This window comes from Idiomarina sp. H2 (assembly GCF_004364275.1).
Classification (GTDB): Bacteria; Pseudomonadota; Gammaproteobacteria; order Enterobacterales; family Alteromonadaceae; genus Idiomarina; species Idiomarina loihiensis.
The window spans coordinates 32,750-55,637 of sequence record NZ_SNZY01000009.1 but is presented as its reverse complement, the minus strand read 5'-3'; the positions used below and the strand labels follow the sequence as shown (position 1 = coordinate 55,637).

The following is a 22,888-nucleotide window of genomic DNA, read 5'->3' as shown; positions in this document are numbered from 1 at the left end:
GAACACCGTGTTACAACACACGTCGACTTCCTTATCTTGTTATTATTATTCCCACATGACTAGCGAGATTTGGGTAAGTAATGCCTCGGATTGACCGACTTACCACGGAAACGAACTTCAAAATGCAATTTCACCCGAGAACTACCGGAGTCTCCCATACGTCCGATAGTCTCACCTACGTCCACCCATTCTTTTTCCTTCACCAGAATGTCTTCGTTGTGAGCATAGGCAGTAATAAAATCATCGTTATGTTTCAAAATGATTAAATTACCAAACCCGTGTAATGCGCTTCCGACATAAACCACTTTCCCTGCCGCCGCAGCATTAACTGAATCTCCCCTGCTACCGGCAAAGTCTATTCCTTTATTGCCTTGTTCACGCAACGAGAAATCGGCTATTACTTTCCCCGATGAAGGCCAACGCCAAACAATATTATTGTTGCTCGGTAGCACCACTTCAGGCCGCTCAATTCGCTGTCTCGGTTGGCTATTGCTACCCTTATCGGTTTGTTTTGCAACCGTTTTTCTTGTGCTTGTTTTTTGACCATACCCTTTCTGTTTCTTATTAGCAACGGGCGTTTTTATATTATTTTGTGCGTTATCAGAGGCTTTTTTATTCTGTTTAGCACTAGCTGTTCGCTGCGCCTTTCTGGCTGTGGTGGTGCCCCGTTGCGGCGCGCTTTCCAGGCTCAATTTTTGTCCCGGATAAATAGTGTAAGGTTTTTGTAAATTATTGATTTGGGCAATATCCTGGACATCCAGGTTAGCCCGAAAAGCTATTGAATAGAGTGTTTCTCCGGGCTGAACTTCATACTCTTTTTCGTTAATGGAGTTAGCTTCAAAATCGAGGTAAGTTTTACCAGTATAAAGCTCTTCGACTGGAGCAGGTGCCGACCGGCCACTACAAGCCTGCAGTAGAGTTATGGCAAACACCAATAATACAGATTGCTTAATTGCCCCGGACGATACCAACATCATTTATACCAACTGCGCTATTACGTACCCAATAATAACCAGTATTACCAGTGTCCAGCCAATGCGGTCAACATATTCACGGAGTTTTACGCCCATTTCCGGACCACCAGTACGTAATAACCAGGCCACCAGATAAAAACGCATGCCGCGACTAATAGCCGATGCAATAACAAAAGGAAAAAACGCTATCTGCATAACACCGGCAGTTACCGTAAATAATTTATAAGGAATGGGAGAAAAGCCTGCAATAAACACTATCCAAACGCCCCAGTCCGCAAACCAACCCTGAACAGTAAGTAGCTTCGACTCGTAGCCAAGTGCCTCAACCGCTGGCAGAACTAATGATTCATAAGCCCAATAGCCCAGAAAGTAGCCTAAAATTCCGCCTGCTACTGAGGTAACTGTCGTCAGAAACGCTAATCGCCAAGCTCTTTTAGGCTGAGTCATTGCCATTGGCGCCAGCATGACATCGGGTGGAATAGGAAATATCACCGATTCCGCAAAACTCAACAGACCAAGAATAATGTCTGCTCTGGGATGCTGAGTCCAGGATAAAACTTTATCGTACAGTGCGGAGAACAGCTTCAAACGACATCTCCCTTAACTAAAGGCACGAAACGCACATCACCAATACGCTGTTGTTCCAGAGAATCACCAAAGCGACGCATAACTACGAGGCTCTGCGACTGGTTCTGCTCACCGACTGGAATAATCATCACGCCGCCGTCGGCAAGCTGATCGACTAAATCCTGAGGTATGTCGCTGGCCGCGGCGGTAACAATAATGCCGTCGAACGGACCTTTGCTGCGCCAGCCCGTCCAGCCATCGCCATGACGCATAGAAACATTATGTAAATCCAGCTGACGCATGCGGCGCTTCGCCTGATATTGCAAAGTAGCAATGCGCTCAACACTAAAGACTTTATCAACTAGCTGAGCCAGAACCGCCGTCTGATAGCCTGAGCCGGTACCTATCTCCAGCACATTTTTACAATGGTGCTGCATTAACAGCTGCGTCATAGTCGCCACCATTAACGGCTGCGAAATGGTCTGCCCGTTACCAATGGGTAACGCCGTATTTTCATAAGCTTTGTGAGCTAATGACTCGGGCATAAACAGATGTCTTGGGGTTTCAGATATCACCCGCAAAACCTCTTTGTTGGTAATACCGAGATCCTCTAATTGTTGAATCAATCGCTTAACCCGCGACTGCCCATTACTAATCATCATTTTTGTTGTTCTAACCAGTCTGTCAGTGTATCGGTGTGGCGTTGCGCGGTCATATCCAGGCTTAACGGTGTAATAGAGACATAACCTTCATGAATCGCGGTAAAGTCGGTATTAGGCTCATCACTTGCATGATGCCCAATTGGCCCATACCAAAAGATTTCGCTGCCAAAAGGGTCACGGTCGTGAACCATGGTCTCTGCGCGATGCCGACGCCCCAATTTAGTCACCCGGGTACCTTTTAACTTATCATAAGTCGTGTAAGGCACATTGATATTCAGTACCGTATCAAGCCGCAGCGGATCGTTTTCCATATTTGCGACAATTTCTGCCACGACCCGTCCGGCGGTATCATAGTAGTCGTGTCCGCGCCCCCCCATTGACACCGCAATGGCAGGCAGTCCCATAAAGCGCCCTTCCATCGCTGCCGCCACCGTGCCTGAGTACAACACATCGTCACCCATATTAGGGCTGTCATTAATACCCGACACGACTAAATCTACGTCTTCAGCCATCGGCGAGTTAGTGCCTAAATGAACACAGTCTGTGGGCGTACCATTAACAGAATAGAAACCATTATCCAGCCGACGCACCCGCAAAGGATTATGTAAGGTTAACGAATTACTGGCACCACTGCAGTTACGGTCCGGAGCTATCACTCGTACATCTGCCACTTCTTTTAAAGCCTGGTACAACGCGAGAATACCCGGCGCATGCACGCCGTCATCATTACTTAATAAAATTTTCATCATCTGGATTCACCACTTAAGTCGACAATTTCATTCAATACGGTTGTTGCATAAGCACCGGACGGAAGCGTAAAGCGAAGCTCTGCGTCCTTGCCCTGCCAACTAATTTCGGGGTTTTCTACGCGCAACAGAATAGTCCGGCGAGCCGCCTCTACGCGCAGCTTTCTGAGCGCCTGTAACCAACTATCGAACGGTTGTAATAAACGTTGTTCAAAGGCGTCGGCTTCCCCTTTCACTAAGGGTTTATTTGTGCTTCCTGCTAGAGGTGCCGTTAAGTAAATATTGTTATTTGCCAGCCGCTGTTTAAGTTCGTCGTCCCATTGCTCTACGGTAAAAACCGACTGCGAGCCTTCCAGCATGACACAATCACCAGTCAAAGTTCCTTCTATACCAAACTGACGTATTCGCTCAGCCACTATCTCGTTGAATAAATAGCTGCGCAGTGCAGACAAATAGAGGCTTCGCTTGCTGCGGCTGATACGCGGGGGGCGGCTCGCCATAAGCCAGCGCTCGGCTTGTGCAACGTTATCTCCGCTGCGGCCAAAGCGCTGTTCGCCAAAATAATTTATTACGCCCTGCTCACTCACACCTTGCCAGAGGTTTTCAAGTGCCTCGCGGGAGCTGACATTAGCTAACCTGATAACGAAGCGGTTCGCACGGTGAAACCCCGTCTTTAATTTCTTGGTTCTGCGTATTACTCGCTCAACTGACATTTCTTCATCGTTTAACTCATTCCAGTTAAGCGTTTCTTTGCCGGGTAGTTGAATGGAAAACCATTGCCAGGTCACTGCCTGGCGATCTTTTAATCCGGAATAACTGACATTTCTTTCTGATACTCCGGCAAACCGGGCTATTTTTTCTGCACAAAAATTTGTATTAGCCCCGGTTTTTCTAACCCAAAGCCACTGGTGCTCACCTTCACCGTCATCAATAACATCCAACTGCTCAATAACCTGAAAATCTTCCGGCGTCTGTTTAAATTCGGCCTGCGGTCTGTCGCCTTTATGTAAACGCGGTAAATCAGCCAAAGACACTTGTGAGGGTGCCAACATTAAAATGACTCCATCAGAACCACAGCATGACAGGCAATACCCTCTTCACGCCCCACAAAGCCTAATTTTTCTGTCGTTGTCGCTTTGACATTCACATTGTCGATGCAGGTTTTTAAACACTGAGCAATGCTGGCCCGCATATCGTCAATATGTGGTGCCATTTTCGGAGCCTGAGCTACAATGGTTACGTCAATGTTACCCGTCTTAAACTCTTTTTCCTGACATAGACTTACGGCATGACTCAGCAATTCGGTGCTATCCGCCCCGGCATAGCGTTCATCGGTATCAGGAAAGTGCTGGCCAATATCACCTAACGCTAAAGCGCCTAATACCGCGTCGGTGACAGCATGCAGAACAACATCTCCGTCGGAATGAGCGACAAGTCCCTGATGATGCTCAATTTCAACACCACCTAAAATCAAAGGCTTATCAGAGCCCCAACGATGAACGTCATAACCATGACCAACACGGATTTTCATGAACGATGCCCTCTTTAATTTTTATGATCATTATTGTCCGCTAATAACCAGTCGCGAACACATTCAAAATCTTCCGGGTGAGTCACTTTTAAGTTGCGGATAGAGCCAGGAATAAGCGCCGGCTGGAAACCACACCACTGCATAGCAGAAGCTTCATCAGTTAACTGAGGGTTTAATGCCCCCATATGCTCTATGGCTTGTTGTAAACGCTCTGCATTAAAAACTTGTGGTGTCTGCGCCTGCCACAAGGCCTCCCGATCAACACTGGATTCTATATGGGTAACACCGGTTTCATCATTGACAGAGATAACAGCGCGTTTTAAGGAATCTCTTACCGGAATGGCAAGAATTGCGCCTTGAGGGTCCTTTAATCCGGTATTAATGACCGCTGTTAATGCCTTTTTTGGTAGGCATGGACGTGCTGCGTCATGTACCAGCACATGGGTAGCCCCTTGCGAAACAGCAACTTTAACTCCAGCCAATACGGATTCAGCGCGGCTGTTGCCGCCTGTCACAAAATGAACCTTTGTTGGCAGGCTCTTTTTAAGTTCAATAAGGTATTCAGCATTAGAGTCAGAAACCGCAACGAAAACCTGTTCAACCCGCGCATCCTTTAATACGGCTTCGATGCTGTACTCCAGCAAAGTCCGGTTAGCGACCATCAGAAACTGCTTAGGGATGTTAGCCTGCATCCGGCTTCCGCTGCCAGCTGCAGGGATCACAGCCATTAACGAATCAATCTGGCTTTGTGCGTGGCTTTCAGACTCACTCTTCATCTCGCTCACCCGCTCAGGCTATGGATTACGATCAGGTACAAGACGGAAGAAAACTTCATCCTTTTTTACCATCCCTAGTTCGTTACGGGCACGCTCCTCCAGCGCATCCTCCCCTTCGCGCAAATCTTCAATATCTGCGTAAATGAGTTGATTACGTCTTTCCAGATTTTCATTCGTATTTTTCTGATTGCTGACTTCTTGCTGCAACCGCCAATAATCCGGTAGGCTATTTTTGCCAAACCACAGACGGTATTGTAACGCAAGGAACAAGGCCAACAACACGACCAGAGTCACCCTCATGCTCAGCTCCGTTGTTTTTCCTGTTATCATTATGAAGACTATTGACGTGACTGAAAAGCCGTTTTCAGCATTATAAGACAAAAGAGGTTCATTTGGAGTATTTCGCTGCCGCAATAGTATTTTTCTTCGCAGCTTTGGTTCAGGGGGTAAGCGGTTTTGGCTCCGGTTTGTTAGCCGTCCCAATTCTGGCGCTGTGGTTCCCTATTAGCGTACTTACGCCTGCACTGTCTGTCATTAATATCGTGATTGGCGGCTGGATCTACTGGAAAAACAGAGAGGCGGCTCGCCCATCTCAGTGGAAATGGTTAATTTTTTCAGGCGTCATTGCTTCTCTGGTATCGGGATCTTTGCTGTTAAGCGTAAACGAACAGTTTATTAAACTGATTCTTGGTTTTGTCATACTGGCTGTTGCGCTCGCTTTGGCTAGCGGTAAACAACTCCCTACGGCTGAACATGCGCCCGGACATATTGCGGTAGGTACAGGCTCTGGCTTGCTCAACGGGTTAATGACATTAGGCGGGCCTCCTATTGTTTTATTTCTGGCCAATGCCCGTATCCCAAAACAACAGTTTCGCGCTACACTCAGTCTGTTTTTCTGCTGCATTGCCATGGCAAACGTCGCTAACTTCTCGCGACAATCTATTTACGCAGAGCCCCATCTCTATCTGGTACTCACTTTACTACCTTGTGCGCTTATTGGCGCCAGCGTAGGACAAAGACTTCAACAGCATGTATCAGAACAACGTTTTCGACAATTTACGCTGGCACTAATGATACTTTCGGGACTCAGTGTCGTATTGCAAAGTATTAAATAGTTTTAGTACTCCAGCCAACGGCTCTGGTAAAATTAAATTTATGCTTGAAACCCTGTACGCATTTTTCGATTTGGGTCAATTTTCCCAGTCCCCTATAAATGGCTCCCATAACCCGGGGTTAGTCATACTCTCCTATTGTGTCGCGCTGCTAGCTTCTTATACCGCGATACTCACACTGGAACGTGTACAAATATATCAGGCTAAGGTTGCTCGCTACAGTTGGTTAATTGTCAGCGCAGTTATCTCTGGCGTTGGTGTCTGGAGTATGCATTTTATTGGCATGCTGGCTTTTGAGCTTCACCTGCCCATGAGTCATAGCGTGTTGTTAACGCTTATTTCAGTTGTTCCTGCCATTGTCGGCAGCTTTATAGCAATGAAAATTCAAATGTCTTTGTCATCGGTGCGTGCAACACTCATCGCCGGAACTGTTTTGGGCGCCGGTATTGGCCTGATGCACTATACCGGAATGGCTGCAATGGAAATGTCAGCTCACCTTCGTTATGACCCTCTCTGGTTTGTACTTTCGGTATTTGTCGCCGTATCGTTGGGCATCATAGCTTTATTGGCATATCGCCATTATAAAAAATCGGAAAGAACCAGCTGGTTCAGGCGCAGAAGCGCACAAATTGTTGTTGCCGCCATTATTGCTCTGGCTATTTCTGGTATGCACTATACCGCCATGATAGCAGCCAATTTTTACCCTACCCGGGCACCCGATGCGGTATTCAGCGGCCATGGCAACTGGCTGGCTTACGTTGTCGGAATTGGCTCGTGCTTAACCGCTATAATGGCCATTATAGCCTCTCAGATAGACAGACGCTTGCAACAACAGCAAAAGTTAGCCCAAATGTCTGCAGAGCAACTTTATGAAGTTATTAGTGCCATAGATGACGGCTTGCTGCTATTCGACGAACACAACCGTGTTTTGTTAGCGAATCAGGCATTTACGCGACTTACCGGAGATGACCTGGAACGAATAAAAGGCAGTAAACTCAATATTGAAGACTATATTGAGCGCTCAGATAAGTTACTGGAGAATATTAAGAACTCACTAGCCCGCAGAGTTGCCTGGCAAGGTAAAGTTAATGTAAGAAAACGTTCTGGTACGACTTTCCCTGTTCGCTTAAGTATTTCAAAAGTACGCTATAACCAACAGAAAGAACGACATTTTGTAGCAACGGTCACAGACATTAGTGCAGAAGTTGAATCCAGTGAACGTATTCGTTATCTGGCTTACAACGATGCGTTAACCGGGTTAGCGAACCGCCGCTCTTTGTTGGATCATTTGCAAGATCAGCTCGCAACTTATAAAGAAGCAGGCCAAAACGGCGCGTTAATTCTCTGTGATATCGATAAATTTAAAATACTGAATAACACCCTGGGTTCGGATATGGGTGATTTACTGTTAAAACGCGTGGCAGAAAGGCTGCAAAGTTCGACGAAAGCCAACTCATTCCTGGCGCGTTTGAGCGCGAACGAATTCGCGGTCGTGCTAACCGGACTTGAGCGTGGTAATTCAGTCAATATAAAACAGCAATTGCTGACCCGAATTTATCAATTGCTGGATCAACTGCAACAGCCCTATCAGCTCAACAGCTACACGCACCTTTGCTCCTTTAGCGCAGGCGCTTCCTTGTTTGACGACAGCGAATCAAATGCTGAAACCTTAATGACCCAGTCAGGCCTGGCATTATCTCACTCAAAACGCAAAGGTACGGGAGAAGTCTCACTGTTTCGTCAGGAGTTTGCTGATGCAGTAAGTAAGCGAGTCAAACTGGAAGAGCAACTGCGTAATGCAATAAAACAGAACGAATTCGAACTTTATCTGCAAACTCAGGTAAATATTGAGTCAAAGCCCACCGGAGCTGAGGCGCTCATCCGCTGGAAACAAAGTGATGGCCGCTTTGTTTCTCCTGCTGACTTCATTCCTTTAGCCGAGGAAACCGGCTTAATTGTTCCTTTAGGGTACTGGATTACTGAGCGTGCCTGCCAAATTCTCCAGCAATGGCAACAGAGCCCTGAAAAAGCAAAGATGCAACTGTCGATTAACGTCAGTGCCAAACAGTTTCAGCAGCCCGAGTTTGTTGAGCAGGTTCAACTTCTGGTAGAGAAGTACGAGATACGGCCTCATCGATTAAAGCTAGAGCTCACTGAGAGTTTGCTGATGGATGACATTTCCAGCGTAACCAATAAAATAAAGCAATTAAAGCGCCTTGGTATTGAGTTCGCACTGGATGACTTCGGTACGGGTTACTCGTCGCTTTCTTATCTTATGCAAATTCCGTTCGACACCCTGAAAATTGACGTATCTTTCGTACGTAACATGCTGGATAGTATGGAAAAGGCTCAAATTGTTTACACTATTATTCAGCTAGGAGAAAGCCTTAAACTGAATATTGTTGCTGAGGGAGTAGAAACCGAAGAACAGTTTAATTATTTGGCGCGACTAAATTGCGATACCTTTCAAGGTTACCTGTTCAGCAAACCCGTACCTGAGTCTGAATTTCTGGCAGATAAGACAGCCCCATAGCTTAACGTAACTGGCTGTCTTTACTTCCACGCCGGTTAAAACCCGCTTTGTTTGAGTCCTGCTTGTCGAGTTCCGCCTGACATTCCACACACAGACGAACACCAGGAATCGCTTTGCGCCTGGCCTCCGGAATAGGCTCGCCACATTCTTCGCAAAACTCCAGACTTTCCCCGCCGGTAAGTTTGCTGCGTACACGTTTTACTTCATCTTCGGTACTGGCATCAATTTGTTCCTGTACGGCACCATCGTGCGACCAGCCACCCGCCATATACAACTCCTTAGAAAAATGGAGAACACAAACAGACGCTGAGTCTGATACATTAACTATAACGTAAAAATACATTGCTATTCAGGTTTTACCTATAAGAAACGACTATGAAACTTATTTATACCCATGAAAACAAACTATTAGTGGAAAACGCCCGTAACCTATTACAAATGGAAGGCATTGAAACAGTTATGAAAAATGAGTTTTCCAGTGGCGCCGCTGGTGATTTAGCGCCATTGGATACCTGGCCTGAATTATGGCTTGTTGATGATACTCAACTCGCTGTCGCAAAAACACTGATTGAAAATATGGAAGAACAAGCGAACGGCCCGGACTGGCGTTGCAATAATTGTCAGGAAATTAACGGAGCCGCTTTTGAAGTATGCTGGAGTTGCGGTAGCCCAGCTTAACCAAATCATACGGAACAAAAGGAGACATAAAATGAACGGAAGTGAAACTTATACAATGGCTTATTGGGGCGTACTCATTGCTCTGGTCATTTTGCTGGTTCAATGGGTTATTGCCAGCGGTCAAAAAGCGAAACAACCCGGTGCCGTTCCGGGTAAAATCGACGACTCACTGAGTCATTCATCTTTTGTGTTTCGTGCTCACCGCACGCTAATGAACTCGTTAGAAAACTATCCGCTGATGCTGGGCACAGTATTTCTGGCCTTCTTCATAGGTGTCAGCGCTTTCTGGACAGGGATATTTATCTGGATTTTCGCTATTGCTCGCTTAATTCACATGGTTCTTTACTACGCCATAGCAACGGAGAAAAACCCCAGCCCCCGCAGCTATTTCTTTATGATTGGGCTAGCAGCCAATGTTGCGTTATTGGTTTTGTGCGGCATAACTCTCATCTAAATACAATGGGCTGATCACACATCAGCCCATTCTCTTAACAGGTTATGAAACACCTTGGTCAGGCGATCAAAGTTTTCAGACTTACCGTTTGCATCAAATTCAGCTTTCAACGATTGTTCTATATCAAAGAGTAGCTCCCTGTAATTCGGCTGTTTAACCAAGCTTTGCACCCAGCCTATCATTGCCAGCCGGGAACCTTTAGTCACCGGATTAACCCGATGCAGGTAATGGCTCGGATACATAAGAATATCCCCCTGCCCCAATCGCCAGCTCCGCTCACCACTGGCATCCTCAATAACCAACTCTCCACCATCAAAATCCGATAAGGGTGACAAACCCAGCGTAAAAGAAATATCGGTTCTTACCCCGTTCATCAAGGAATCATCCATGTGAGTACCATAGTACTCTCCCTGCTGATATCGGTTTATAGTCACCCGCGCCACCTGCTTTGGCCGCATAACCGATTGCACCAGAGCGTTTTGCTGAAGCCTGTCCAGCAGCACTTCTGTAGCTGCCTCAGACTTTTTACCCGACAGTTGCTGGTTATTTTTTACGTCTTTCGCTGCCCAGCCTGCGGTTTTCTTACCATCACTAAACTGCCCGGCATCAAGGCCTGCAACAATACTCTTTACCGTATCTGTATCTACGGCATTGCTAATTTGTAATATCATGCTTTCACACTTCTAACTTGCGAATAGTTATCATTTCTGCAAATATACATTAGTTAACTCTCTCAAAAAAGCATACTAAGGTCTTTATATGTTTGAAAAGAAAAAAGTTTGGCTTGGCGTTGGCAGTGTTCTGGCCACCACCGTAGCAGCATCACAGGTAACAGCAGCGCCACTGACGCAACCGGGCGCGGCACCTTCCATGTTCATGGCTGCCCCTATGGCAGAAGGCGAAATGGCCGCTCCTGAAATTGATTTAAACACCAATGACACGGCGTTTCTGGCTCAGCTCGGTTTTATTCGCGGCCATTTATGGGTGGGAATGAAACTGTACGAGCAAGGCCACATTGAAATGGCTAAAACTCACATGAAACACCCCGGTGACGAGCTCTATAGTGGTCTTACTGAAGCATTTGAAGCACGCGGCTTGCCTGGGTTTGCCGAACCGTTAAATACTCTGGCGGAAAGTGTCATTAATGATAAAGATGAAGACACGGTTATGAACAACTACAAGGCTCTGCTGGACTCTATCAGCGCTAACGAGCCTATTGCTGACATGTCAGCTAAAGACGTCATACTGAGTGTTTCATCAATGCTAATGGTAGCCGCCGACGAGTACGCTATAGGCATTCAAAATGGCGAAGTCACTAATGTTCACGAATATCAAGACGCCATGGGCTTTAAAGAAATTGCGCTTGAACGCTTAAACCGTATTAATGATAAAGAAGCAGAAAAAGCTGAAGAAGCCATTAGCGAAACCCGCAAGGTCATCAGTAACCTTGAAAACCTCTGGCCTACTACTACCCCAGAAGGTGAATTTGAGGGAGATCCGAGTAAAATTTACGGTGCTGCCTCTCGTATTGAACTGGAAGCACGCAGCATTTAATACCTACCACCTGCATTCGGCTTACTTCTTTTACACATAAAGGAGTAGGCCTGAGTTACCCCTTCATTTCACTCGCAAAAGCTCATTAAAGCAGTATTCTAAAGGCATCTTAAGTCAATTACGAAGGTGTCGTTATGAGCATTCAGTCTCTTTGCAAAATTTCAGTCATTGCCGTTTCATTAGCTGGCTTGTTTATGAGCCAGTCAGCCAACGCAGGCGAAGGCGAAAACGTTTACAAAAAATATTGTCAGGCATGTCATCAACCAAATGGCAAAGGCATGCAGGGCGTATTTCCTCCGCTGGCAGGAAATACAAATATCAAAGATAACCCCGACTACATAGCTAAGACAATTATCAATGGTAAGTCCGGCGCGCTAACCGTTAACGGAACAAATTACAACGGAGCTATGCCGCCCATGGGTTATCTGAAAGACGCCGATATAGCGACCTTAGCTAACTACATCAATACCGATCTTGCAGGCGGCAGTGAGACTATCACAGCCGAAGCCGTTGCCAGTTTGCGTTAAACCTATTTGTTATCAGTTAAAGGAAAAATCATTATGAAAACTCTAAGCTTATCAATTATCAGTGCCTCTCTTCTGGCTGCTATGGCGTCAGCGTCAGCTCCGGTTAATGCGGAAGAGCTCAGCCTTAAGCACGACAGCGAATATGTCATTGATGGTAAAATCTTTGGATTACCAGAAGCTAAAGTCTACCGCGAAGACTACAACGGCCCAGCGGTTGTTGGCGACTATCTGACTCAGGTTCCAAACATAGCGAAACTTGACTACGAAGGTAACAAAACTCATGACATACGCATGGATGTTTTCTCTCAGAAAATAGAAGTAGCACCGGGAGTAACCTATTCGGCCTGGACATTCGGTGGCTCAGTACCCGGCCCGGTATTGCACGTACGTGAAGGTGACCGTGTTATCTTCAAAATGAAAAACCGCTCTGACGAAGAAGTGACTATTACTAAGCCAGTTAAAAATGGTGCTCCGTTCATTCAGCAACTGCAGGCCAACGGTTATCAGAATAACCAGCCAGTCGTTAACCCAATGCCCCACTCTATGGACTTTCATAGTGGCACAGTAGCAGCGGAAGACAAATGGCGCACAATATCTCCTGGTGAAACTATTGAGTTCGAATGGATAGCCAACTACGCGGGTACTTATATGTATCACTGTGGTACTTCCAGCGTACTCATGCACACAGCTATGGGCCAATACGGCGCCGTTGTGGTATCTCCTAAAGATGGCTACCCAACTGACAAAGACGTTGATAAAGAATTCGTTCTGGTTCAGTCAGAGCACTATCTGGAAGAAGCATCTGAAGGTAACTACATCTATAACCACGGTGCAGCTTTAGACCGCCAGCCAAGTCATGTGACCTTTAACGGACATGTTGCAGCACTTAGCGACAACCCTTTACGAGCGAACGAAGGTGACCGTGTGCGCTTACATGTTTTAAACGCAGGTCCTTCAGGCACTTCCAGCTTCCACGTAATTGGTGCGATTTTCGACCGTGTCTGGTACGAAGGTGATCCGCGTAACGAATGGTATGGCATGCAAACCGTGCTGCTGGGTGCCAGTAACAGCGCAACCATTGAATTTATTGTTCCGGAAGAAGGCATCTATAAGTTGGTCGATCACGAATTTGCTGATGCAGAGCGTGGCGCAGCTGGTGCATTAATTGCCGGTCCGCGTAAAGAGAAATAAGGGGAAACTTATGGTTAAGTGGCTTGGAGTTGCAGGTGTTTTATTGTCACCCTTAGTGCTCGCTGATCCAGTTCTGATCAATGGGGGTACTTTCGAACCTCCGGTCTTACTGGACAAAGAGCGCCTCAGTATAGAAATGGAAAGTTTCATGCTGGACGCAACCCCTGTCACTAACCAAGAGTTTCTGGAATTTGTCATTGAACAACCTCAGTGGCAGCGAGACAACATCGCTGCCCTATTCCATGATGGAAATTACCTGAAGCATTGGGATGATAATACTGAATTTGCTAAAGGCAAAGACAACGAACCAGTCACTTATGTGTCTTGGTTTGCCGCACGCGAATACTGCTCCGCACAAGGTGGCCGTTTGCCTGGTCTTAACGAGTGGGAGTATGCGTCGGTCAAATATCGGCAACAGCAGAACATCAGCGACGATGATTATGCCCGTAACCTGTTTGCCTGGTACAGCCAGCCACACAGTGCGAAACAACAAACCGTCGACCCAAATGCTGACCAATTGATGCACATGCACGACCGTGTCAACGAATGGGTAGACGACTATCAATTATTATTAACCAACGGCGATGACGTCGATTTGCTCTCCGGCTCATGTGGCGACGGAGCGCGCTTTATGTCGAGTTTTAGTAACGCCAATTACGCCACATTTTTCCGTTATCAGTCACGCAGTGATTACGCCCCGCAAAGTGCGACCAGCACTATGGGTTTTCGTTGCGCATACGACCTGGAGAACGACCATGAATAAATTGCTAAAATTGACCGCCCTGGCTTCTTTGATCTTTGCTGTCCAGTCTTTTGCGCAGGATCACTCGCATCACAATATGCACAAGAATCAGACAGCTAACGACCACAGCAATCATACGGCAATGAACGCAGCAGAGGTCTCTCACTCCGAGTCGGTATACCAGATAGATGCTACCTGGAACACGCATAAGAATAGCCAACTCAAGCTTTCAGAACTTGAAGGTCATCCCGTTATTCTTTCCATGATTTATGGCAGTTGCACCACCGCCTGCCCAGTGTTGGTTCATGACGTAAAACGCTTATACAGCAAGCTGGACGAAGACACTAAACAGCAAGTTAAGCTCGTTATGGTGAGTTTTGACACCGATCGCGATACACCCGAGGCACTCGCTGACTATGTTAAGCAGTATCAACTTAACAACGACAACTGGCTGTTTCTGAACGGTTCGGAGCAGGATATCAGAACCTTAGCTACAGTACTTGGCGTGAGGTATCGACAGCGTCCGGACGGTGATTTTGATCACAGCAATTTGATCACTATTCTCGATAAACAAGGGCTTATTGTTGAACGCATAGAAGGCCTAAGCCAGCCAATGGAGAAGCCAGCTAACGTTGTCGCTAAACTGGTTAACGATTAACAGCGGTTGCATTCGCTCTAAGATTTTGTTCCACTAAAAAGGAATCTTGTCGGAGTGCCGGTAGCTTTCTTAATGAAGTTACCGGCTGAGACCGCAATTGCGGGATCCGTTGAACCTGATCAGGCTAATACCTGCGAAGGGAACAAGAGAGCATCAGCATGACACGACCGTCGTTTCTGTGCTGGTGTTCCTTTCAACACTCCTGACAAGCATCTCTAACATCAACAAAATGAGAGAATGCTATGTCAACTGCACCATCGAATAATCGTTTAAACCGCCAACAGGCTGAATCTTTTTTATCATCGCTATCCGGGCATTATTACCCTAATTCCAGCCGTGAATTTCTTTCAGGCAGCAACAAAGACATCCAGGTTCCCTTTCGCCGCATTCACCTTAGCGAAACTTTGCACCAACCCACGCCGGGCGTAAAGCTACCACCAAACGAACCGGTAGATGTCTATGATACCTCCAGCGTTTACGGCGACCCGGAAGCTGCAATTGACGTAAAAGTGGGTTTGAAAAAGGTTCGTGAGAACTGGATTCAGGATCGCCATAGCGAGAACCAGCAATACAATCACGGCATTACGCAGTTAGCTTACGCAAGGCGCGGCGTGATAACCCCTGAGATGGAGTTCATTGCACTGCGCGAGAATATGGGGCGGGAGCACCTTGAAAACCCCATAACGCCGGAATTTGTGCGCGACGAAGTCGCCAGTGGACGCGCGATTATTCCCGTTAATACCCACCACCCCGAATCAGAACCAATGATTATTGGCCGCAACTTTTTGGTTAAAGTGAATGCCAACATTGGTAACTCATCGGTTAGTTCGTCTATTGAAGAAGAAGTCGAAAAGCTGGTATGGGCGACTCGCTGGGGCGCTGATACCGTAATGGACTTATCTACCGGCCGTAATATTCACCAAACCCGGGAATGGATCTTACGCAACAGTCCAGTGCCTATTGGTACTGTGCCTATTTATCAGGCTTTAGAACGGGTCAATGGCGTTGCTGAGGATCTGAGCTGGCCAGTATTTAAAGACGTACTGCTGGAACAGGCTGAGCAAGGTGTGGACTATTTTACGATTCACGCCGGCGTACTGCACGACTTCATTAAACTGACTGCAAAGCGAGTTACCGGCATAGTCTCCCGTGGCGGTTCGATAATGGCGAAATGGTGCATGGCGCACCAGCAAGAAAGCTTTCTTTATCAACACTTCCGGGACATCTGCAAAATTTGTGCGAAATATGATGTGTCGCTGTCTTTAGGGGACGGCTTGCGCCCCGGCTCCATTGCCGACGCCAACGATGAAGCTCAGTTCGCAGAACTTCGGGTACTAGGCGAGCTGACTCAAATTGCCTGGGAGTACGATGTACAGGTGATGATAGAAGGCCCCGGCCATGTGCCCATGCATAAAATTCAGGAAAATATGGATGAGCAGTTAAAGCACTGTCACGGCGCGCCGTTCTACACCTTAGGGCCGCTAACCACCGATATCGCACCCGGTTACGACCACATTACCTCAGGTATTGGTGCTGCCATGATTGGCGCGTTTGGCTGCGCCATGCTCTGCTATGTTACCCCGAAGGAACACTTAGGCTTGCCTAACAAGGAAGATGTAAAACAGGGGATGATCGCTTACAAAATAGCGGCTCATGCCGCCGATTTAGCCAAAGGACACCCAGGCGCTCAGGCGAGGGATGACGCTATGTCAAAAGCCCGCTTCGAATTCCGCTGGGAGGATCAATTTAACCTGGCGTTGGACCCGGTTACAGCTCGCAGCTATCACGATGAAACACTGCCTCAGGATTCGAACAAAACCGCGCAGTTTTGCTCCATGTGCGGTCCTAAGTTCTGCTCCATGAAAATTTCTCACGAGGTACGTCAGTATAATCCTGACACCCGCATTGATGTAAAAGTGAAAGATGCGGCGACCGAAGGAGCAGAATGATGTCGGTACCTGTCGTATGGACCCTCGCAGGTTCTGACAGCGGCGGTGGCGCAGGCATTCAGGCGGACTTGCACACGTTCCGTAGTCTGAACGTGCATGGCTGCAGTGTCATAAGCACAATTACCGCCCAAAACTCTGTTGCAACCACCGGGTTATTCCCGTTAGCTGCTGACGCCGTTCGTCAGCAGTTGGAATGCCTGCAACAGGACATGCCGCCTGCTGCGATAAAAATTGGGTTGCTTAGTAATGTGCAACAGCTTCAGTGTGTGGCTAACTTTTTAAAGCAATGGTCTGATCCCCTTCCCCAGCCTTTCGTGGTCTGGGATCCGGTGGTTGTCAGCACTCAGCAGGATCGCCTGTCGGAGCTCAAGCCTCAACATTGCGCGGAGTTATTCCCGCTGGTTGATATTATGACACCGAATTTGGATGAACTCAGTTGGTTGAGCGGATTAGAGGTTACTGATGAGGACTCAATGTATCGCGCTGCAGAACAACTCTTTCAGGCCGGACTGTCCCGAATTCTGGTAACAGGCACCGATTTTGGTCGCGCCGATGAAATCTCTGACTATTACCTTAGCTCCGATGGACATACCCAGTACATTCAGCAGAAGTTGAGAACAAAACACAGCCACGGAACAGGCTGCACCTTGTCTTCAGCCATTGCCGCGGCGTTAGCACATGACTATCCACTTGAGGATGCCATAACAGTCGCTAATGCCTACGTGCATCAGGGCCTGATTGAGGCGAAAGGTATAGGCAGAGGACCAGGCCCTGTTGCTCATACACACTGGCCACAGCAAATTGACCATTTTCCAAAGATTAATACGCCGGAGTTGCCCTGTGTTGACCTCCAGTTTCCCAGTCTAGACCAGGAACCCGGATTGTATCCGGTAGTGGATTCTTACGAGTGGATAGAAAAGCTCTTAAAACTGGGCATTAAGACACTGCAACTGCGTATTAAAGATCCTGATGCTCCTCAGTTGGAAACCGCTATTAAAAAAAGCATTCAGCTGGCAGAGAAATATTCAGCGCAGTTGTTTATTAATGACCACTGGCAACTGGCTATTAAGCACAACGCTTATGGCGTGCATTTAGGTCAGGAAGACTTAACCGAGGCTAACCTTCACGCTATTCAGCAAGCAGGGTTGAGGTTGGGCATTTCCACTCACAGCTACACCGAGTTATTGATTGCTCAAGCGTACACGCCATCTTACATCGCGTTAGGTCATATTTTCCCAACTCAAACCAAGACTATGCCATCCAAGCCGCAGGGGTTGCAGCGGCTACGCCGCTATGTCGCGTTATTAGCGCCAACGAACATACCGACAGTCGCTATTGGGGGCATTTCTTTAGAGCGCGTAGCTCCCGTAACAGCTACTGGCGTAAACGGAATAGCGGTTGTTAGCGCGATTACTGCTGCCAGAAACGTAGAGCAGGCTGTTCATCAGCTACTAACGGAGATGGAAGCTGAACTCGAGGTTAAAGAAAAGAACGAGGTTGCTCATGCTGAGTAACGAACAACTTCTGCGTTACAGCAGCAATATACTGATGAAAGAAATTGGCGAAACCGGACAACAGCGTTTGCTCAAAAGTCATGTGCTGATTATTGGCTTGGGTGGTCTCGGTTGTCCTGCCAGCCAATATCTGGCGTCATCGGGCGTTGGGCAAATCACACTGGTCGATCATGACACCGTAAGCCTCAGCAACTTACAGCGGCAAACACTCTATTCCAGCGATGATATTGGCTTGTCCAAGGCGCGGCAAGCTGGTCATTCTTTGTCACGGTTAAACCCGGACATTCGTATCACCGCTATTGAAGAAAAGGCCTATGAAGAAAACCTGGACGCGCTCGCCGAACAAGCCGATTTAGTCCTCGACTGCACCGACAATCGTGAGACCCGGTACCTTATCAATCAAAGCTGCTACCGACTGAACACCCCGCTCATTTCTGCTGCGGCGCGCGGCTTTAACGGGCAACTCATTGCGCTTAACCCGGAGCATTCCCACGGCTGTTATCAGTGTCTATATCCTGACGATGTTAACGAACCACTGAACTGCAGTAACTCGGGTATAGCCGCTCCTGTTGTGGGCATTATGGGATCCAGTCAGGCGCTACTGGCAATTAATTATTTTACCGGACATAAGCTTGTCTGGGGTTACCTGCAAACCTTCAATGGCTTATCGCAAAACTGGCAACAACTCTATTTACCCCGGGCCGCTTCATGCCCTGTATGCGGAGGTCAAAATGCACATTCAAATTAATGACAAAGATTATGAGATTACTGAGGAAAGCAATTTATCGCAGCTATTGTCTGCTCAGAACGTCGATACCTCGGCCGTTGCCGTCGCTTTAAACGGACAGATTATACACCGGGAGCAATGGCAACAAACCGAGCTTAAAAAAAACGATACCATTACACTTGTTCAGGCTGTGGCCGGAGGTTAAACCATGCTGAAAATAGCCGATCGCGATTTTCATTCCCGCTTACTCATAGGCTCAGGCAAATACAGTAGCGCGGATATTATGCAGAAGTCCCTTGCGGCTTCCGGTAGCGAGTTAGTAACGCTGGCATTAAAGCGCGTTGAACTTGAGCGCCCCACTGACGACATTGTCACACCCATTAAAAATTTGGGTTTACGGCTACTACCCAATACCTCCGGCGCAAAAACCGCGCAGGACGCGATTTTTGCTGCACGCCTTGCCCGTGAAGCTTTAGGTACCCATTGGCTTAAACTGGAAATACACCCCGACCCCAACTATTTGCTGCCGGATCCGATAGAAACCTTAAAAGCTGCTGAAGCATTAGTAAAAGAGGGCTTTACCGTACTGCCCTACTGCGGTGCTGATCCGGTCTTGTGTAAACGCTTGGAGGAAGTTGGCTGTGCGGCAGTTATGCCGTTAGGCGCCCCCATAGGCTCAAACCAGGGCCTGATTACTCGGGACTTCCTACGGATTATTATCGAGCAGGCTTCGGTGCCGGTCATTATCGATGCGGGCATTGGAGCGCCAAGCCACGCCGTTGAAGCCATGGAAATGGGCGCAGACGCCGTATTGGTAAATACCGCGATAGCTACTGCGAATGACCCTGTCGCTATGTCAAAAGCCTTTCGCGATGCCGTTATTGTTGGACGCCAGGCCTTTGAAGCAGGCTTACATCAGAATGCTTCATTGAAAGCGTCCGCATCCAGCCCGTTAACGGAATTTCTGGAGTCGTTATGAGCTTTTACACTGTCTGGGAGCAAACCAGCTGGGACAATACCCGCCTGCATCTTTACAGTAAAAACGCGGCTGACGTTGAAACCGCTTTAAACAAAAAACATCTGAATACAGACGATTTTATGGCGTTACTGTCGCCCGCGGCGGAGTCCTATCTGCCCCTTATGGCAAAGCGCTCACAACAACTGACCCGGCAGCGCTTTGGTAATACCCTGCACCTGTTTATTCCGCTGTATCTATCGAACCTTTGTGCTAACGATTGCAGCTACTGCGGCTTTTCCATGAGTAACCGCTTAAAGCGTAAAACGTTGTCACCAACTGAAATCGAGCAGGAATGTCAGGCCATAAAAGCCAAAGGTTTTGACACCCTGCTGATAGTGACTGGTGAGCATGAAACCAAGGTAGGTATTGATTATTTTCGTCACGCGCTACCTATTATCAAACGCTATTTCAGCTATGTCATGTTTGAGGTGCAGCCATTGGCTACCCAAGAATACGCTGAACTACGCACGCTGGGTCTGGATGCGGTTATGGTCTATCAGGAAACTTATCAGGCCGCCACCTATGCTAAACATCACTTAAAAGGCAAAAAACGCGATTTCCGCTGGCGGCTTGAAACGCCCGACCGCCTGGGCGAATGCGGTATTGATAAAATTGGCCTGGGCTCGCTGATTGGACTGGAGGACTGGCGTATCGACAGCACCTTTACCGCCCTGCACTTGGATTATCTGCGGCGACGCTACTGGCGCAGTCGTTACTCATTGTCATTTCCCCGGCTACGGCCCTGTGCCGGAGGTGTCGATAACGCAAAAACAATTTCTGATAAACAACTGGTTCAGTTAATTTGCGCCTATCGGTTGCGGTTCCCCGATGTAGAGCTCAGCCTTTCCACGCGCGAACAGCAGGCGCTTCGTGATGGATTGTTCCGGTTAGGTGTGACCTCGGTCAGTGCCGAATCGAAAACTCAGCCCGGCGGTTACGCCAACGAGCAACAAGAGCTGGAACAGTTTTCCATAGATGACGACAGGCCAGTAAGTGAAGTGGCGCAGGCAATAAAAGCGAAAGGATTACAACCGGTATGGCAGGACTGGCTTAACGAGCTATCCGCAATGCCACCTGAAACTTTTTCCAGTCCAGAGTAGCCACCAGTAACAACTCACGCAGCGTTAAGGTGCGTGGGTTAACGCGCCCTTTATGATTCCACTGATGTCCACAGCTGGCTGCGGTCATAACGCGCTTATTAGGCTTGAGTAAGGTATCCTGACTATGTTCACCCTGCCCGGTAAAATCAAACCAGCCACGGTAATTCAGATGCAGACGCTTTTTATCAGGATCCACCCGGTCGATACTGTCCAGCATTATGGTCGTAAATTCAGGGGTTTGATAGCGAACCGGAACCACCAACCCCAAAGCGGCATGCTTAGCAAACCATTGGCTCTGCCCTTCAGCAGATATACCAGCTGAAGGAACTTTTGTCGGCTGAGGGGCTTGCCAGCTGGCGTTCTGAACATCCAGTTTTAACGGCGAATGTTGTACCGCGTTAAGACAACCATGAGCGGCGTGACGAATATAGTGCGGAAGACTGGCTAAACGACGTTGCAAAGCCGCAACAGGCATATCATTAACCTGCGCAAGTTGAGGTAATTCGCGTTCATACAGCGCTGAACACAGCTCGGCAAAATCGCCTTGCTGTGCCAGCGGCTGAAATATGTCCGCCTGTTGATTAGCCAGCGTTGACTTCCTGTCGTCCGCGGTAAGGCGCTTGGCCATTAAGATCGCCCTCTATACGCAATAATTGGTTGTACTTAGCAACCCGGTCAGAGCGACACAGTGAACCGGTTTTAATTTGACCCGCTGCGGTGCCTACTGCTAAATCGGCAATGGTGGCGTCTTCGGTTTCACCTGAACGGTGAGAAATAACCGCCGAATAACCCGCTTCACGCGCCATTGCTATAGCTGCTAAGGTTTCTGTCAGGCTACCAATCTGATTAAATTTAATCAAAATTGAATTGGCAATCGACTTGTCGATACCTTCTTTCAGAATACGCGTATTGGTCACAAACAGGTCATCACCGACCAACTGTACTTTGCTGCCCAGTTTTTCGGTTAAGACTTTCCAGCCGTCCCAGTCGCTTTCATCCAGGCCGTCTTCAATAGAAATAATTGGGTAACGATCGCAAAGCTCTGCCAGGTAGTCGGCAAACTCTTCCGCAGTAAAGGACTTGCCTTCACCGGACAATTCGTATTTACCATCACGGTAGAATTCAGAGGCCGCGCAATCCAAAGCCAGGGTAATGTCGCTGCCCATTTTATAGCCCGCGTTTTCAACCGCTTCGACAATCACCTGCAAGGCTTCTTCGTTAGACGCCAGGTTGGGCGCAAAGCCGCCCTCGTCACCAACCGCTGTGCTTAAACCGCGCTTCTGCAGAACCTTTTTCAGAGCATGGAACACTTCAGCGCCCATACGCAGGCCTTCTTTGAAGCTTTCAGCGCCAACCGGCTGGATCATGAACTCCTGAATATCCACGTTATTATCTGCATGTTCACCGCCGTTTAAGATGTTCATCATTGGCAATGGCATGCTGTATTTACCGCTGGTGTTGTTCAGGTTAGCAATGTGTTCGTACAGCTCGATGCCTTTACTCAAAGCCGCTGCTTTAGCCACCGCCAGAGAAACAGCCAGAATGGCGTTAGCACCCAGCTTTTCTTTGTTATCAGTACCATCGAGCTTTAGCATAATGTTGTCGACAGCGTCCTGGTTAGTCGCATCAATACCGCTTAATGCTTCAGCAATAGCACCATTAATGTTAGCAACCGCCGTTTCAACACCTTTGCCCAGGTAACGCGACTTGTCACCGTCACGCAGCTCCAGAGCTTCACGTGAACCGGTTGAAGCGCCACTTGGTGCCGCTGCACGGCCCATATGGCCCGACTCTAAATAAACGTCAGCTTCAACGGTTGGGTTACCGCGGGAATCCATGATTTCGCGACCAATAACTTTAACAATATTACTCATG

Annotated in this window: 27 protein-coding genes and 1 riboswitch; of the genes, 15 read left to right on the top strand and 12 right to left on the bottom strand. The window is 47.8% G+C overall.

Annotated features, from left to right (window positions below; all coding sequences use genetic code 11):
* Positions 1-59: 59 nt before the first annotated feature.
* Genes DET62_RS12035 through ftsB form a run of 8 tightly spaced genes read right to left on the bottom strand, consistent with a single transcriptional unit; the run spans position 60 to position 5,556 of the window.
* Positions 60-977: a peptidoglycan DD-metalloendopeptidase family protein gene (locus tag DET62_RS12035; protein ID WP_110014040.1), complete on the bottom strand. Its 918-nt coding sequence runs from the start codon at positions 975-977 to the stop codon at positions 60-62.
* Positions 978-1,562, bottom strand: coding sequence for a YqaA family protein (locus DET62_RS12030; protein ID WP_110014041.1), 585 nt, complete (start codon positions 1,560-1,562; stop codon positions 978-980).
* Positions 1,559-2,203, bottom strand: coding sequence for a protein-L-isoaspartate(D-aspartate) O-methyltransferase (locus tag DET62_RS12025; RefSeq protein WP_110014042.1), 645 nt, complete (start codon positions 2,201-2,203; stop codon positions 1,559-1,561). Before DET62_RS12025 ends, DET62_RS12030 begins: the two co-directional genes overlap by 4 nt.
* The gene (surE, locus tag DET62_RS12020; RefSeq protein WP_110014043.1) at positions 2,200-2,952 is read right to left on the bottom strand and encodes a 5'/3'-nucleotidase SurE; all 753 of its coding nucleotides are present in this window, start codon (positions 2,950-2,952) and stop codon (positions 2,200-2,202) included. The genes DET62_RS12025 and surE overlap by 4 nt, the downstream gene beginning before the upstream one ends.
* The gene (locus DET62_RS12015) at positions 2,949-4,001 is read right to left on the bottom strand and encodes a tRNA pseudouridine(13) synthase TruD (protein ID WP_110014044.1); all 1,053 of its coding nucleotides are present in this window, start codon (positions 3,999-4,001) and stop codon (positions 2,949-2,951) included. The genes surE and DET62_RS12015 overlap by 4 nt, the downstream gene beginning before the upstream one ends.
* Positions 4,001-4,480, bottom strand: coding sequence for a 2-C-methyl-D-erythritol 2,4-cyclodiphosphate synthase (gene ispF, locus DET62_RS12010; RefSeq protein WP_034820631.1), 480 nt, complete (start codon positions 4,478-4,480; stop codon positions 4,001-4,003). The genes DET62_RS12015 and ispF overlap by 1 nt, the downstream gene beginning before the upstream one ends.
* A 14-nt stretch (positions 4,481-4,494) precedes the next feature.
* On the bottom strand, positions 4,495-5,256 hold the full coding sequence (gene ispD, locus DET62_RS12005; protein ID WP_011234004.1) for a 2-C-methyl-D-erythritol 4-phosphate cytidylyltransferase: 762 nt from the start codon (positions 5,254-5,256) through the stop codon (positions 4,495-4,497).
* Between the two features lie 18 nt (positions 5,257-5,274).
* Positions 5,275-5,556: a cell division protein FtsB gene (gene ftsB / locus DET62_RS12000; protein WP_011234005.1), complete on the bottom strand. Its 282-nt coding sequence runs from the start codon at positions 5,554-5,556 to the stop codon at positions 5,275-5,277.
* Positions 5,557-5,648: 92 nt separating this feature from the next.
* On the opposite strand from ftsB, the gene DET62_RS11995 reads away from it, so the two are divergent.
* Positions 5,649-6,371 (top strand): sulfite exporter TauE/SafE family protein, encoded by a 723-nt coding sequence (locus tag DET62_RS11995; RefSeq protein ID WP_110014045.1) that lies wholly within the window; start codon positions 5,649-5,651, stop codon positions 6,369-6,371.
* Between the two features lie 40 nt (positions 6,372-6,411).
* Positions 6,412-8,901 carry an EAL domain-containing protein gene (locus DET62_RS11990; protein ID WP_110014046.1) on the top strand — a complete coding sequence of 830 codons (2,490 nt, stop codon included), beginning with the start codon at positions 6,412-6,414 and terminating at the stop codon, positions 8,899-8,901.
* A gap of 1 nt (position 8,902) precedes the next feature.
* On the opposite strand, the gene DET62_RS11985 is transcribed toward DET62_RS11990, so the two are convergent.
* Positions 8,903-9,169, bottom strand: a complete 267-nt coding sequence (locus DET62_RS11985) for a DksA/TraR family C4-type zinc finger protein (RefSeq protein WP_011234008.1) — start codon at positions 9,167-9,169, stop codon at positions 8,903-8,905.
* A gap of 107 nt (positions 9,170-9,276) precedes the next feature.
* Here DET62_RS11985 and DET62_RS11980 point away from each other — a divergent pair, with 107 nt between their 5' ends.
* Together DET62_RS11980 and DET62_RS11975 are read left to right on the top strand one after the other, a co-directional pair.
* Positions 9,277-9,579, top strand: a complete 303-nt coding sequence (locus tag DET62_RS11980; protein WP_034820623.1) for a DUF2007 domain-containing protein — start codon at positions 9,277-9,279, stop codon at positions 9,577-9,579.
* Positions 9,580-9,610: 31 nt separating this feature from the next.
* Complete coding sequence (locus DET62_RS11975; RefSeq protein ID WP_110014047.1) at positions 9,611-10,033, top strand: MAPEG family protein; 423 nt, start codon at positions 9,611-9,613, stop codon at positions 10,031-10,033.
* A gap of 14 nt (positions 10,034-10,047) precedes the next feature.
* Here the strand turns inward: DET62_RS11975 and DET62_RS11970 are convergent, their stop codons facing one another.
* On the bottom strand, positions 10,048-10,704 hold the full coding sequence (locus DET62_RS11970; RefSeq protein ID WP_110014048.1) for a Fe2+-dependent dioxygenase: 657 nt from the start codon (positions 10,702-10,704) through the stop codon (positions 10,048-10,050).
* Positions 10,705-10,792: 88 nt separating this feature from the next.
* Between DET62_RS11970 and DET62_RS11965 the strand changes: the two genes are divergently transcribed.
* From DET62_RS11965 to thiH, 11 genes are all read left to right on the top strand, one after another.
* Positions 10,793-11,587, top strand: coding sequence for a hypothetical protein (locus DET62_RS11965; protein ID WP_110014049.1), 795 nt, complete (start codon positions 10,793-10,795; stop codon positions 11,585-11,587).
* Positions 11,588-11,721: 134 nt separating this feature from the next.
* Positions 11,722-12,114: a cytochrome c gene (locus tag DET62_RS11960; RefSeq protein ID WP_011234013.1), complete on the top strand. Its 393-nt coding sequence runs from the start codon at positions 11,722-11,724 to the stop codon at positions 12,112-12,114.
* A 33-nt stretch (positions 12,115-12,147) separates the two neighbouring features.
* A complete protein-coding gene (locus tag DET62_RS11955; protein WP_034820614.1) occupies positions 12,148-13,305 on the top strand; it encodes a multicopper oxidase domain-containing protein in 1,158 nt (385 codons plus the stop codon).
* Positions 13,306-13,315: 10 nt separating this feature from the next.
* The gene (locus tag DET62_RS11950) at positions 13,316-14,068 is read left to right on the top strand and encodes a formylglycine-generating enzyme family protein (RefSeq protein WP_110014050.1); all 753 of its coding nucleotides are present in this window, start codon (positions 13,316-13,318) and stop codon (positions 14,066-14,068) included.
* The gene (locus DET62_RS11945) at positions 14,061-14,705 is read left to right on the top strand and encodes an SCO family protein (RefSeq protein WP_011234016.1); all 645 of its coding nucleotides are present in this window, start codon (positions 14,061-14,063) and stop codon (positions 14,703-14,705) included. Before DET62_RS11950 ends, DET62_RS11945 begins: the two co-directional genes overlap by 8 nt.
* A 40-nt stretch (positions 14,706-14,745) precedes the next feature.
* Positions 14,746-14,864: riboswitch (TPP riboswitch) on the top strand.
* An 83-nt stretch (positions 14,865-14,947) separates the two neighbouring features.
* Entirely contained in the window at positions 14,948-16,654 is a 1,707-nt protein-coding gene (gene thiC / locus DET62_RS11940) for a phosphomethylpyrimidine synthase ThiC (protein WP_110014051.1), read from the top strand.
* Positions 16,651-18,168, top strand: a complete 1,518-nt coding sequence (gene thiE / locus DET62_RS11935) for a thiamine phosphate synthase (RefSeq protein WP_243735011.1) — start codon at positions 16,651-16,653, stop codon at positions 18,166-18,168. The genes thiC and thiE overlap by 4 nt, the downstream gene beginning before the upstream one ends.
* On the top strand, positions 18,158-18,916 hold the full coding sequence (locus DET62_RS11930) for a HesA/MoeB/ThiF family protein (protein ID WP_110014053.1): 759 nt from the start codon (positions 18,158-18,160) through the stop codon (positions 18,914-18,916). Before thiE ends, DET62_RS11930 begins: the two co-directional genes overlap by 11 nt.
* The gene (gene thiS, locus DET62_RS11925) at positions 18,900-19,100 is read left to right on the top strand and encodes a sulfur carrier protein ThiS (protein ID WP_110014054.1); all 201 of its coding nucleotides are present in this window, start codon (positions 18,900-18,902) and stop codon (positions 19,098-19,100) included. The genes DET62_RS11930 and thiS overlap by 17 nt, the downstream gene beginning before the upstream one ends.
* 3 nt (positions 19,101-19,103) lie before the next feature.
* Positions 19,104-19,874 carry a thiazole synthase gene (locus DET62_RS11920; protein WP_110014055.1) on the top strand — a complete coding sequence of 257 codons (771 nt, stop codon included), beginning with the start codon at positions 19,104-19,106 and terminating at the stop codon, positions 19,872-19,874.
* Positions 19,871-21,013: a 2-iminoacetate synthase ThiH gene (gene thiH / locus DET62_RS11915; RefSeq protein ID WP_110014056.1), complete on the top strand. Its 1,143-nt coding sequence runs from the start codon at positions 19,871-19,873 to the stop codon at positions 21,011-21,013. Before DET62_RS11920 ends, thiH begins: the two co-directional genes overlap by 4 nt.
* Here thiH and DET62_RS11910 read toward each other — a convergent pair.
* Positions 20,964-21,641, bottom strand: coding sequence for a hypothetical protein (locus DET62_RS11910; RefSeq protein WP_110014057.1), 678 nt, complete (start codon positions 21,639-21,641; stop codon positions 20,964-20,966). The genes thiH and DET62_RS11910 overlap by 50 nt on opposite strands.
* Positions 21,595-22,887 (bottom strand): phosphopyruvate hydratase, encoded by a 1,293-nt coding sequence (gene eno / locus DET62_RS11905; RefSeq protein WP_110014058.1) that lies wholly within the window; start codon positions 22,885-22,887, stop codon positions 21,595-21,597. Before eno ends, DET62_RS11910 begins: the two co-directional genes overlap by 47 nt.
* Position 22,888: the final 1 nt, after the last annotated feature.